The sequence below is a fragment of the Actinomadura sp. NPDC023710 genome, from assembly GCF_040639875.1.
Lineage (GTDB): Bacteria > Actinomycetota > Actinomycetes > Streptosporangiales > Streptosporangiaceae > Spirillospora > Spirillospora citrea.
Map to the genome: position 1 here is coordinate 33,521 of NZ_JBFAGB010000047.1, position 12,535 is coordinate 46,055.

Genomic DNA, 12,535 nt, shown 5'->3' on the forward strand with positions numbered 1-12,535 from the left:
ATGGCCCACACCCCGCGCGCGAGGCGGCGGACGCGGTGGCGCGGCACGGCGTACGTGGTGCCCCTGCTGGTCTTCCTCCTTGCGCTTTTCGTCGCTCCGCTCGTGCGGCTCCTCCAGCTCAGCTTCCGTCCCGTGGACGGGAGCAACGCGGCACTGCCCGGCTACACCGTCCAGCAGTACGTTCGCGTGTTCACCGAGCCCTTCTTCTACGAGGCGCTCATCCGCACGCTGCTCACCGCCGTGCTGGTGACGGTGCTGTGCGTCGTGCTCGCCTACCCGGCGGCGTACACGCTCGCGCAGCGGCGGCCCGGTCTGCTCCGCACGCTGCTCTTCGTCACCGTGCTCTCCCCGCTGCTGACGAGCGTCGTGGTGCGCAGCTACGGCTGGGTCGTGCTCCTCGGCGCGAACGGACCGGTGAACCGGGCACTCGTCGCGCTGGGGGTCCTCGACCAGCCCGCGCACCTGCTGACCAGCTACTCGGCGGTCGTGGTGTCGGTGACGCACGTGCTGCTGCCCTTCGCGATCGTCCCGCTGACGACGGCCCTGGGCGGGCTCGACCGCGACGTCCTGCGAGCCTCGCGGGTCCTGGGCGCCGGACCGGTGCGGACGTTCGCGCGGGTCACCGTGCCGCTGAGCCTGCCCGGCGCCCTCAGCGGCGCGCTCGTCGTCTTCGCGCTCGCGATGGGCATCTACATCACTCCACTGCTGGTGGGCGGCGCGAACCAGCCGCTGGCCGGCATCCGCGTCTACGACCAGATCTCCACGGTCTTCGATTATCCGGTGGCCGCCGCGCTGAGCTTCGTGCTGCTGCTGATCACGGTGCTGTGCACGACCGGTCTCGGCGCCGCCTTCCGCACCTGGGAGGGCCGTCTTCATGGCTGACACCCGAAGGACCGCACGCACGCCCGCGTGGAGCACGCTCTTCCCGGACCGGCTGGCGCCCGCGGCCGGGCGCCTGCTCGCCGCACTGGTGTTCCTCTTCCTGCTCGCGCCGCTGGTGGTCCTGGTCGCCAGCTCGTTCAACACGACCGCCTCGGTGGCCTTCCCTCCGCAGGGGTTCTCCACGCGGTGGTACCGGGGTGTCCTCAGCTCCCCCGACTGGCTGGTCTCGTTCCAGCTCAGCGGCCTGCTGGTGGTCCTCGTCGTGCCGACCGTCGTGGTGATCGGGACGCTCGCCGCGTACGGGCTGACGCGCGGCTCCTTCCCCGGACGCGGCGCCCTGCACGCGCTCGCGCTCTCACCGCTGATGACACCGGAGATCATCACGGCGCTCGGGCTGCTGTACTACTTCCACGGGATCGGGCTGATCGACACCATCCCCGGACTGTGGCTGGCGCACTCGCTGATCGCACTCCCCTATGCCGTCCGCGCCGTCATGGTCAGCGCTGCCGGGCTCGATCCCACGCTCGAACGCGCGGCGGCGAGCCTCGGCGCGGGCGGCGTGCGGGTCTTCCTCACCGTCACGCTGCCGCTGCTGCGGCCCGGCATCGTCGCCGGCGCGCTGCTCGCGGCGGTCACCTCGCTCGGCGAGGTGGCGGTCACCGCCCTGGTGGCCGGCGCCCACACCACCACCGTCCCGCTCCGCGTCTTCTCTTCGGCGCAGTTCGAACTCGACCCGTCGGTGGCGGCGGTGTCGACCGTACTGCTCGCCGCGAGCGTGGTGGTGATGGTGGTGACCGACAAGTTCGCGAAGATATCGGAGGCACTGTGACCGGCGGCCCGGCACCCGGCGCCCGGGTGGGCATCGACGTCGGCGGGACGTTCACCGACCTCGTCCTGACCCTCCCGGCGGACGGGCGCGTCCTGCACCACAAGGAGCCGAGCACCCCGGACGACCCGTCTCGGGCCGTCGCGGACGGGCTGGCCGCGATCCTTCAGGACGCGGGGCTGCCGCCTGGCGCCCTGGCGGGCGTGACACACGGCACCACGATCGGGTTGAACGCGGTGATCCAGCGGCGCGGCGCCCGCATAGCGCTCGTCGTGACCGAGGGCTTCCGCGACGTGCTGGAGATCGGGCGGAGCCGAATGCCGTCCTCGTTCGATCTGTACGCGGGCAAGGAGGAGCCGCTCGTCCCGCGCGAGCGCATCGTCGAGATCCGCGCGCGCCTGGCCCCGGACGGCGCCGCCACCGCGACACCGGACGAGACCGAGCTCGACCGGGTGGCCGCCGCACTGACCGCCACGCGTGCCGAGGCGGCGGCGGTCGTGGTGCTGAACGGATACGCCGACCCGGCCTTCGAGGAGAACGTGACCGACCGGCTGCGCGACCGGCTGCCGGGGATGCGGCTGGCCGCTTCCGCCACCGTCTGGCCCGAGATCCGCGAGTACGAGCGGACACTGGTGGCCTGCCTCAACGCCTACATCCAGCCGCTGATGCGCGACTACTTCGACCGGCTCGTGGAACGCCTGGCCGCGCTCGGTGTCACCGCCCCCGTCTACATCGCCGCGTCCAACGGCGGTTCGCTGGGGCTGGCCGCCGCGGCCGAGCGCCCGTTGGAGACGATCCTGTCGGGACCGGCGTCCGGTGTGGCGGCGGCCGCGCGTCTCGCCGCCGCGGCGGGCCTCGACGACGTCGTCACCTTCGACATGGGAGGGACGAGCAGCGACATCGCCGTGGTGACCGGCGGCCGTCCCGAGTTCGCCACCCACACCACGGTCGGCGGGCTGCCGCTGATCCTCCCGGTGGTGGCCGTCGGCGCCATCGGGGCGGGTGGCGGCTCCGTCGTACGCGTCGACGAACAGGGCGTCCTGAAGGTCGGGCCGCAGAGCGCCGGCGCCGACCCAGGGCCCGTCGCGTACCGGCGCGGCGGCACCCGGCCGACCGTCACCGACTGCTACCTGGTCACCGGCGTCATCGATCCGGCGGCCTTTCTGGGCGGCCGGATGGCGCTGGACGCGGATGCGTCACTGAAGGCGCTCGCCGAGGTCGGCGCGCAATTCGGCTGGAACGGCGAGGACGCCGCCGGGCGGGCCGCGGCGGCCGCCCTCCAGGTCGCGACCGCCGGGATGGCCGTCGAACTGCGCAAGACGCTCGCGCAGCGCGGGCTCGATCCCGCGCATTTCGCTCTCGTCCCGTACGGCGGGGCCGGCCCCACCCATGCCGCCGTGCTCGCGGAGGAGGTCGGGATCGCGCACATCGTCGTGCCGCCCACGGCGGCGACGTTCTGCGCGCTCGGCGCGGCGGGCGCGGATCTGCGCCGTGACCTCGCGCGCAGCATCCGGCACAGGCTCGATGACGAGGGAGCCGGCCGGTTGCGCGAAATCCTCGCCGGCCTGGCGGAGCAGGCGCACTCGTGGCTCGTCGCGCAGGGCGCCGTCACCGGAGAGCCGGAGTTGCTGTACTCGGCCGACCTGCGCTACATCGGCCAGGCCTACGAGCTGCGCGTTCCGCTCGACGGCGGCGCGCTCGACGCGCCGTCGGTCGCCGAGGCGTTCCACACCGACCACGAGCGGCTCTACGGCTTCCGCGATCCGGAGGCGCCGATCGAACTCGGCACCGCGCGCCTGGCGATCGTCGCCCCGACCGGCGGGCTTCCCCGTCCCGACCTTCAGGCGGCCGGGACCGGGCCCGTCCCGGCGGGCCACCGCTCCGTCCTGCTTCCAGCGGGCCGGTTCGACGCCGCCGTCTACGCCCGCGACGGGCTCCGGCAGGGCGACGCCCTCGCCGGGCCCTTGATCGTCGAGCAGGACGACACGACCGTCCTCGTTCCGCCCGGCTGGTCACTGGAGGTCGGCTTGGCGGGCGACCTGCACCTGCACCGGAGTTCGCGACCATGACCCTCGACCCCGTCACCCTCGAGATCGTCGGCAACAAGCTCACCGCGCTCGCCGAGGAGATGTGCCTGACACTGCAGCGCACCAGCAGGTCCCTCTACGTCAAGGAGACCGCGGACTTCTGCTGCGCGCTCGCCGGCCTCGACGGCGGCTTCGTCGCCTATCCCCGCGGCATCGGCGTCTCCGGGTTCGTCGGCCTGAACGTGCTGACCGCCGTGGAGGCGGCGGGCCCGCTGGACCCCGGCGACGTGATCATCACCAACGACCCGTACACCTCCGGCGGGCTGGCCACCCACCTGACCGACATCCAACTCATCGAGCCGTACTTCCACGAGGGACGGCTCGTCGGCTACGGATGGGCCTTCATCCACTGCTCGGACATCGGCGGGCGCGTGCCGAGCAGCCTGTCCCCGGTGAACGACGAGATCTTCCAGGAAGGGCTGCGGATTCCCCCGGTGAAGCTGGTCCGGGCCGGGGAGCCGAGCCGCGACGTGGAGGCGTTCCTGACCGCGAACACCCGCACGCCGGACGCCAACCTCGGCGACGTCCGCGCGATGCGCGCCGCGCTCGCCACCGGGCGCGATCGGCTTGCGGACGTGATGGCACAGCACGGCGCCGGCACCGTGCTGGCCGCGCAGGAGGACCTCGTCGCCTACACGGCCGAGAAGGCACGGGCGGCGCTGGCGCGGCTGGGCGACGGCACCCACAGGTTCGTCGACTACCTCGACGACGACGTCGTCTCGCGCGTTCCCGTCCGGGTGTCGGTCACCGCCACGCTCACCGGAGGGCGGCTGCACCTGGACTTCACCGGCACCGATCCGCAGGTCCCCGCCGCGTTCAACATCGCGAGCCTCGGACGAGTCCACGCCTGGATCACCACCCGGGTGCTCGCCCTCATCTGCACGCTGGACCCGGAGATCGCGCTCAACACGGGCCTCATCGCCCCCATCGAGGTCACCGCCCCGGAGGGCTCGGTGGTGAACGCGGTGCACCCGGCCGCGGTCGGGGTCCGGCACGCGGCGGCGTCCCGTGTCAACGACGCGCTCGGCGGTGCCCTCGGGCTGGCGGCCCCCTCCGTCCTTCCGGCGGCGGGCAGCGGCCTCGTCGTCCCGGTCGTGGTCGCCGAGCACGGCCCGGACGGCGAGAACGTCCAGGTGCTCGAGCCCATGGTCGGCGGCACCGGCGCGCGGGACGGCGCGGATGGCGTGGACGGCCGCGACAGCGGTATCTCCAACCTCTCCAACAACCCGGTGGAGACCGTCGAGACAGAGATCGGTGTCGAGATCCTCCGATACGGGCTGCGGCACGACTCGGGCGGCGCGGGGCGGTGGCGCGGCGGCTGCGGGCTCGAACTGAGCTTCCGGGTGCGGGGCACCGGGACCCGGCTGCTCGCCCGCGGCCTCGAACGCATGCGCTTCCGGCCCTGGGGCGTGGCCGGCGGACGGCCGGGCCTTCCCACGCGGCTGGTCCTGAACGCTGGAACCGAGCGCGAGCGCATCCTCGACAAGATCGACATGCTGCCGCTGGACGACGGCGACGTGGTGACACTGCTGACGTCGGGGGCCGGAGGGTACGGCGACCCGCTTCTGCGCGCCCCGCAAGCGGTCCTCGCCGACGTTCGGCGCGGCATGGTGTCGGTCGCGGGGGCCGGCCGCGACTACGGCGTCGTGCTGGCCGCCGGGGGCCTCGCCATCGACACGGACGCCACGTTGCGTGAACGTGCGTCCCGGGCCGGCGCCGCCGAGTCCGGCGCCGAGTTCGGTCCGGAGCGTGCCGCCTGGGAGTCGGTCTTCCCGACCGATCTCGTGGACCGCCTGGTCGCGGCCCTGTTCCGGCATCCCGCCGCGCACCGCTCCCGGCTCCGCTCGCAGGCGTACGCGAGAGTCCTCGCCGACCTCCCGGCGGACTTCCCGCGCGAACCGGTGGACGCCGAGCAGGCGGAGACGGGCCGCGCGCGTCTGCTCGACCAGATCGAGGGACTGGACCGGACGGCACCGTGACGGACCTCGCCGCGCTCTACCGTGACCTGCACCGCCACCCCGAACCGCCGTTCCGCGAGGTCCGGACGGCGGGGATCGCCGCCGAGCGGCTGCGCGGCGGCGGCTTCGACGTCGCGACCGGGATCGGCGGCACCGGCGTGGCCGGTGCGCTGCGCAACGGTGACGGACCGGCCGTGCTCCTGCGCGCCGACATGGACGCCCTGCCCCTGTTGGAGAAGACCGGCCTTCCCTACGCCAGCACCGTGACCGTGGACGGCGACCGAGGCGAGCGCGTGCCGTTGATGCACGCCTGCGGCCACGACATGCATGTGGCCTGCCTGGTCGGCGCGGCCGAACGGCTCGCGGAAACGCGAGCGGGATGGCGCGGCATGGTGCTCGCGGTGTTCCAGCCCGCCGAGGAGATCGCGGCCGGCGCGCGGGCGATGCTGGCCGACGGGCTCTACGAACGGTTCGGCGCTCCGGACATCGCGATCGCCCAGCACGTCTTCCCGCACCCGGCGGGGACGCTGCTCCTGCGCCCTGGGCAGGTCGTGGGCGCCACCGAGAACCTGGAGGTCACCCTGTTCGGCAGGGGCGCGCACGGCGCGCAACCCGAGCGGAGCGTGGACCCGGTCGTGCTCGCCGCCGCCACGATCATGCGGTTGCAGACGATCGTGGCGCGCGAGACCGCGCCGGCGGAGCAGGCCGTGATCACCGTGGCCCGGGTGCGGGCCGGGCACAAGGAGAACGTCATCCCGGACGAGGCCACGCTCACCCTGAACATCCGGACGCTCTCCAGTGACGTCATGCGCACGCTCCTGTCCGCCGTCGAACGTGTCGTCCAGGCCGAGGCCGCGGCGTCGGGCGCGCCCCGGGCACCGGAGAGCCGTCCGATCGGCGCCTACCCCGTCCTGCGCAACGACCCGGACGCCACCGCCCGCCTGGACGAGGCGTTCACCCGGCGCTTCGGCGCCGCACGGGTCGCCGCCCTCGACCCCATGCTCGGCGGCGAGGACTTCGGCCTGTTCGGCGAGGCGGCCGGCGTCCCCTCGGTGTTCTGGGGGCTCGGTGCCGCCGCCCCCGGCCGGCTCGCCGAGGGCGGCGTGCCCGGAAACCACTCCCCCGAGTTCGCCCCCGTCATCGAGCCCACGCTGTCAACGGGTGTCGAAGCCCTGACCACGGCGGCGCTCACGTTCCTCCGCACGCCGTGAGCACGTCCATCTGCGTGGTCGGCGCCGGACCGCGCGGCACCGCGCTCGTCGAGCGCATCGCGGCCAACGCCTGGCGACGACGGATCGACGTGCACGTCGTCGATCCGTACCCGCCTGGCGGTGGGCACGTCTGGCAAGCCGACCAGCCCGGCCACCTCCTGATGAACACCGTCGCGGCCGACGCGACTCTGTTCACCGACGACAGCGTGCACTGCGCGGGCCCGGTCGTGCCCGGCCCCAACCTGTACGAGTGGGCGTGCTCCACCGCGCGGGAGGGCGATCCCGATCCGGTCATCCGCGACGAGGCCGTCCGGATGCTGCCCTGGTCGCACCCGACCCGCCGGTTCCACGGGCGCTATCTGGCCTGGGTCTACGGGCGCGTCAAGGAGACGGCGCCGGAGTGGATCACGATTCACGAGCACCGGACGAGGGCCGTCGCGCTCACCGAGGACGCCGACGGCCGGCAGATCGTCGCGCTGGAGGACGGCACCGGCCCGCTGACCGTCGACGCGGTGATCCTGGCGCTCGGTCACACCGACCTCGAGCCCCTCCAGGAGCAGCGGGCGCACGCCCGGTTCGCCGCCGACCACGGCCTTTTCTACGGACCCCCCGCCAACCCGCTCGACGCGCCTCTGGACGCGATCCCGCCAGGCGCGCCGCTGCTGGTCCGGGGGCTCGGCATGAACTTCTTCGACCACATGTCGCTGCTGACGACGGGACGCGGCGGACGTTTCGACCACGACGGTGAGCGGCTGCGCTATCGTCCGAGCGGCCGGGAGCCGGTGCTGTACGCGGGCTCCCGGCGCGGCGTGCCGTACCTTGCCCGAGGCGACTACGGGCGGATGCCGCCCGCGGTCCCGGCGCGGTACTTCGGCGACGACGCCGTGGCCCGGCTGCGGGGGGCCGGACCCGCGGACTTCCGAACCGACGTCTGGCCGCTCATCGCCAAGGAGACCACGGCCGTCTACTACGACGTCCTCCTGCGTGAAAACCCCCGTACCTGCGCGATGCGTCCGGAACGGTTCCGTGAGAAGTTCGACGCGCTCGCCTGGGAGGACCCGGCGATGGCCGACCTCATCGCTTCGGCGTTCCCGGACCCCGCGGTCCGCCTTGATTTCTCCGCCCTGCACCGCCCGCTGGGAAGCCTCTCGCTCGACCATCACCCGGTCCACGACACGGTGGAGGCACTGGTCCGCGCCGACCTGGCACGGGCACGCGACGCGCGCCACAGCCCGCTGAAGAACGCCATGACCGCGCTCGGCGCCACCCGGGGCCGGGTCCGTCGGCTGGTGACGCACGGCGGCCTGACCGGCGAGTCACATCGACGGGACCTGGACGGCTGGTTCCAGGGATTCGCCGCCTCGGTGGCCAGCGGTCCGCCCGCGGGCCGCGTAGAGGAACTGCTGGCCCTGGCCGATGCCGGGCTGGTGCGGTTCGTCGGCCCGGACATGACCGTGACCACGGTCCCGGCCGCCGGCGCCTTCCTCGGCTCTTCGCCCCGGACCGGTTCAGCCCCGGTCAAGGCGCCCGCCTTCCTGGAAGCCCACCTGCCTCCACCCGACCTCGGCCGTACCGCCGACCCGCTCTTGCGACGGCTCCGGGACGACGGCGCCTGCCGCCCCTATCGCATCCCCACCCCCGGCGGCCCGGCGTACGAGACGCGGGGCATGGACGTCGCCGCCGAAACCTTCCGGATCATCGACGCGCGGGGGCGCGTGCATCCGCGCCGCTTCGCCCTCGGCATCCCGATCGAGTCCGTCGACTGGCTGACGGCGATGAGCGCGAAGCCCGCCTCGAACGCCGCGATGCTCGTCCAGGCCGACGCGGTGGCCAGGGCCGCGCTGACCGCGCATTGATGTCGTTGGAAAGCCTCATCATGAAGCGGTCGTGGAGGCCGACGCGTCACTTGCTCGGTTGGGGAACCTTGCACTGAGCGGTGGGGTTGAGACCGGTGTAGTTGAGCGGACCGGAGACCACGGTGATCCCGATCGTGGCGATTCTGGCGCAGCTGCCGTCGAATTGGGCGTAGTAGTGGCGCTGTCCCGCAGCGAGCGCTCCAATGATCAGCCAGGCGACGAGCACCCACCGTCCGGACCGCATCGCTACCTCCGGTGACCGCGTCGCCGACCCTGGGGTACGACAGTAACGACAAGATCGTCCACAGTTAAGCAAGTCGGGCCAGGCGTGTCATCTCACCCCTCGGAGATCCGGCCTGGCCAGAGGGCGTCGGGGTCGGTCCCGGCGCAGTATCCACGTCAAGGTCCGGCCACGAGTGGCATCGAACACGGGTGCTTCTTGCCGGAGTCGCAGGCGCCTTGCGTGGGCTGGAGGCTCGGGATCACCGCGTTTCGGCGTCGACGGTGTCTTGGGCGAATCGCACGGCGGCGCCGAGGGCGCCGTTCCTGCCGAGTACGGCCCCGTTGGAGTTGAGACCGTCGATGATCAGGTTGATCCGGTCGGACAGGGCCTCCGGGTCCCGCGCTCCGGCGCGCTTCGCGAGGTCGTGCAGGTGCGCCTGCTTGGCGGTGAAGTGGGCCACGATGACCTGGTGGGCGGGATGGGTCTCGTCGGGGAACTCCGCGTAGGCGTTGCGCAGCGGGCACCCCCGGAAGCCGTCTTCGGCGGCGCGCTCGGCGACCGCGGCGACAAGGGCGACGATCTCCCGGCCCGGGTCGGCCGTGTCCGGCCGGGCGGCCTCGGCGACGACCGCGTCCCAGTCCTGCGTGCAGCGCTCCAGGAAGGCGACGACCAACTCGTCCTTGCTGCGGAACTCGCGGTAGAGCAGGTTCTTGCCGCAGCCGCACTCGTCGATGATCTGCTGGAGCCCCACGGCGTGCACGCCGTATCGGGCGAACAGGCGCGACGCGGTGTCCAGGATGCGATCGCGTGCGCCCTCGTCGGGCTTTCGGGCCATCGAGCACCTCCGCCGAACCGTCGGCCATCCCCGCACGGATTATAGCGGACTGATCGGTCCAGTGATTCGGACGCGGATCTCCCGGACGGTTGACATCGGATCCACCGCGCCTCAATCATGGGACCACTCGGTCCCGGACTGATCGGTCCGTCAATCGTGAGGAGCCGTACGTGGACACATCGGGTTCGATGGCGGCCGGCAGCGACGGGAGGCTGGGCGGGCGCGCCTGGGGCATGCTGCTGGTGCTGTGCGGAGCGCTCTTCCTGGACGCCCTGGACGTGTCGATGAAGGGCGTCGCGCTGCCCTCGATCAGCGCGGACCTCGGGATGTCCACCCGCTCGCTGCAGTGGGTGGTGAGCGGCTACGTGCTCGGCTTCGGCGGCCTCCTGCTTCTCGGCGGCCGGGCCGCCGACCTGCTCGGCAGGCGCAGGATGTTCGTTCTCTCACTCGCGGCGTTCCTGGTCGCCTCGGCCGTCGGCGGCGTCGCCGCCAACGGCGAGGTCCTCAGAAGGTCCCGGTCGCCGCGGCGCCCGGCGCACGGCTCCGGCTCCCGAACCCGCCAGTCCGTTCCGGCCCCCTGAACTCCGTCATCATCACACGAGGAGAGAACCCATGGACCTGCAGCTCAGCGGCAAGACCGCCGTCGTCACCGGAGGAAGCAAGGGGACGGGACTCGCCGTCGTCCGCGTCCTCCTGGACGAGGGGATGCGCGTGGTCGCCGCCTCGCGCCGTCCCACACCCGAGCTCAAGGAGACCGGCGCGGCGCACGTGGCCGTCGACCTGACCACCGCCGAGGGGGCGACCGCGCTCATCGAGCACGCGACGGCCGAACTCGGTGGCATCGACGTGCTGGTCAACAACGTGGGCATCGGCGACACCGACGACCTGATCAAAGGTGCCGTGAACAACCTGCTCGACCTGCCGGACGAGGCCTGGCGGCAGACCTTCGACCTGCATTTCTACAGCGCCCTGCGGGTCACCCGCGCCGCCCTGCCGAGCCTGATCGAACGCAAGGGCGTGGTCGTCAACGTCTCCTCCGCCGGCGCCCGGCTCGTCAGTGCCGGGCCCGCCCACTACAACGTCGCCAAGGCCGCCCTCAACGCGCTCACCAAGGTGGTCGCCGAGCAGTTCGGCGACCGGGACGTGCGCGCGATCACCGTCTCGCCGGGCCCCATCCGCACCGGAGTCTGGACCGACCCGGACGGCTTCATCGGAAGGGTCGCGCAGGAACAAGGGGTCTCCCACGAGGACTTCGTGCAGCAGATGATGGGCTCCCTCGGCGCCAGCACCGGCCGCATCAGCACGCCCGAGGAGGTCGCCAGGCTCATCGCATTCGTGGCGTCCCCCAACAACGTCAACGGCGCCGAGTACCTGGTCGACGGCGGCATCACCAAGAACCTCTGACCCGTGCGATCCTGACCGGCGGCGCGGAGCAGGTACGCGACGGGCTTTTCCGCGGCGGTGTGCACGCCTTCCAGCAGCCTCAGTCCCGCACCTCGGCCGGGGGCGTCACGTGAGTCAGGCCTTGGCGCGCTGCTGCTTGAGGCGGAGTTCCTCTTCGCGGACTCTGGCTCGGACGGCTTGCTCGCGTTCTAGCCAGTCGGGGTTCTCGGCCTTCAGGTTCTCGATCTCGGCTGTGGTGAGGGGGCCCGTGATGCCGGCGCGGGCCAGACCTGAGGCGGAGACACGGAGCTTGGCGGCGACGACCTGGCGGGGGTGGGGGCCCTCGCGGCGAAGGTCGGCGAGCCAAGAGGGCGGGTCAGCCTGGAGCGCGTTCAACTCGTCCCGGGAGACAGGGCCTTCCTGGAACTCGGCGGGTGCTGCCGACAGCAGGATCCCCAGCTTCTTGGCCGCGGTCGCGGACTTCATGGTCTGCGGGGTCTTCGCCTTGGACGTGCTCATGAACTCAAGGGTAGCCAGCGGAAGGGGGCTGCCTGGACGTGACTAGGCTGAGGGAGTGACCAATGGTGAGTTTCGGCTGGCCTACGTGCCGGGGGTGACGCCCGGGAAGTGGGCCGGGGTGTGGGCCGAGCGGGTGCGGGATGTGCCGCTTCGGCTGATGCAGTTCCCCGCCGCCGAAGTCGTCCCCCTGCTGCGGAAGGGTGATGTGGACGCGGCGTTCGTGCGCCTGCCCGTCGACCGCGAGGCCCTCCATGTGATCCCGCTGTACCTGGAATCAACCGTCGTGGTGGTGCCCAAGGATCACGCGGTGGCCGCGATGGAGGAGGTGGAGCTTGCCGATCTCGGCGACGAGGACGTGTTCGAGCCGCTCGACGAGGTCTTGACCTGGGGCGACCGCCCCGGGCAGCCTGCCTTCACCCGTCCTGAGGACACCGCTGAAGCGATCGGGTTGGTGGCGTCGGGGGCCGGCACCCTCCTGCTCCCGCAGTCTTTGGCCCGCCTCCACCACCGCAGAGACCTCACCTACCGCACCGTGACCGACGCTCCTCAATCCCAGATCGGCCTGGCCTGGCTTGAGGCCGTGACGACCGACCTCATGGAGGAACTGATCGGCATCGTCCGCGGCCGCACCCCCAACAGCTCCCGCGGCCGCAACGCCCAACAACAGCCCACCCGTAAGAAGCCGCCGCGCCAGCGCTCCACCCCTAAGCCCCGCCACCAAAAGCGCCGCCGTAGGTGAAAAGAGCCATTGCGGG

General features: G+C 72.2%; 12 protein-coding genes. 9 read left to right on the top strand and 3 right to left on the bottom strand.

From position 1 onward, the window contains the following. Genes AB0H37_RS37880 through AB0H37_RS37905 form a run of 6 tightly spaced genes read left to right on the top strand, consistent with a single transcriptional unit; the run spans nt 1 to nt 8,820 of the window. Entirely contained in the window at nt 1-882 is an 882-nt protein-coding gene (locus AB0H37_RS37880; RefSeq protein WP_360617433.1) for an ABC transporter permease, read from the top strand. Beyond that, complete coding sequence (locus AB0H37_RS37885; RefSeq protein ID WP_329095886.1) at nt 875-1,711, top strand: ABC transporter permease; 837 nt, start codon at nt 875-877, stop codon at nt 1,709-1,711. Before AB0H37_RS37880 ends, AB0H37_RS37885 begins: the two co-directional genes overlap by 8 nt. Beyond that, entirely contained in the window at nt 1,708-3,777 is a 2,070-nt protein-coding gene (locus tag AB0H37_RS37890; protein ID WP_360617435.1) for a hydantoinase/oxoprolinase family protein, read from the top strand. The genes AB0H37_RS37885 and AB0H37_RS37890 overlap by 4 nt, the downstream gene beginning before the upstream one ends. Further along, nucleotides 3,774-5,774: a hydantoinase B/oxoprolinase family protein gene (locus AB0H37_RS37895; protein ID WP_360617436.1), complete on the top strand. Its 2,001-nt coding sequence runs from the start codon at nt 3,774-3,776 to the stop codon at nt 5,772-5,774. Before AB0H37_RS37890 ends, AB0H37_RS37895 begins: the two co-directional genes overlap by 4 nt. Further along, nucleotides 5,771-6,964 (top strand): amidohydrolase, encoded by a 1,194-nt coding sequence (locus AB0H37_RS37900; RefSeq protein WP_360617438.1) that lies wholly within the window; start codon nt 5,771-5,773, stop codon nt 6,962-6,964. The genes AB0H37_RS37895 and AB0H37_RS37900 overlap by 4 nt, the downstream gene beginning before the upstream one ends. Then, nucleotides 6,961-8,820: an FAD/NAD(P)-binding protein gene (locus AB0H37_RS37905; protein ID WP_360617440.1), complete on the top strand. Its 1,860-nt coding sequence runs from the start codon at nt 6,961-6,963 to the stop codon at nt 8,818-8,820. Before AB0H37_RS37900 ends, AB0H37_RS37905 begins: the two co-directional genes overlap by 4 nt. A 46-nt stretch (nt 8,821-8,866) precedes the next feature. Here AB0H37_RS37905 and AB0H37_RS37910 read toward each other — a convergent pair whose 3' ends face one another. Together AB0H37_RS37910 and AB0H37_RS37915 are read right to left on the bottom strand one after the other, a co-directional pair. Then, nucleotides 8,867-9,046: a hypothetical protein gene (locus tag AB0H37_RS37910; RefSeq protein ID WP_360617441.1), complete on the bottom strand. Its 180-nt coding sequence runs from the start codon at nt 9,044-9,046 to the stop codon at nt 8,867-8,869. A gap of 256 nt (nt 9,047-9,302) precedes the next feature. Continuing rightward, nucleotides 9,303-9,878, bottom strand: coding sequence for a TetR/AcrR family transcriptional regulator (locus tag AB0H37_RS37915; RefSeq protein ID WP_329095899.1), 576 nt, complete (start codon nt 9,876-9,878; stop codon nt 9,303-9,305). A gap of 170 nt (nt 9,879-10,048) precedes the next feature. On the opposite strand from AB0H37_RS37915, the gene AB0H37_RS37920 reads away from it, so the two are divergent. Continuing rightward, nucleotides 10,049-10,459 (top strand): MFS transporter, encoded by a 411-nt coding sequence (locus tag AB0H37_RS37920; protein ID WP_360617443.1) that lies wholly within the window; start codon nt 10,049-10,051, stop codon nt 10,457-10,459. A 31-nt stretch (nt 10,460-10,490) separates the two neighbouring features. Beyond that, on the top strand, nt 10,491-11,282 hold the full coding sequence (locus tag AB0H37_RS37925) for an SDR family oxidoreductase (protein ID WP_360617444.1): 792 nt from the start codon (nt 10,491-10,493) through the stop codon (nt 11,280-11,282). A 114-nt stretch (nt 11,283-11,396) separates the two neighbouring features. Here AB0H37_RS37925 and AB0H37_RS37930 read toward each other — a convergent pair whose 3' ends face one another. Continuing rightward, a complete protein-coding gene (locus tag AB0H37_RS37930) occupies nt 11,397-11,780 on the bottom strand; it encodes a DUF5997 family protein (protein ID WP_179832213.1) in 384 nt (127 codons plus the stop codon). A gap of 55 nt (nt 11,781-11,835) precedes the next feature. Here AB0H37_RS37930 and AB0H37_RS37935 point away from each other — a divergent pair, with 55 nt between their 5' ends. Further along, complete coding sequence (locus AB0H37_RS37935; RefSeq protein WP_329095906.1) at nt 11,836-12,519, top strand: LysR family transcriptional regulator substrate-binding protein; 684 nt, start codon at nt 11,836-11,838, stop codon at nt 12,517-12,519. Nucleotides 12,520-12,535 lie beyond the last annotated feature (16 nt).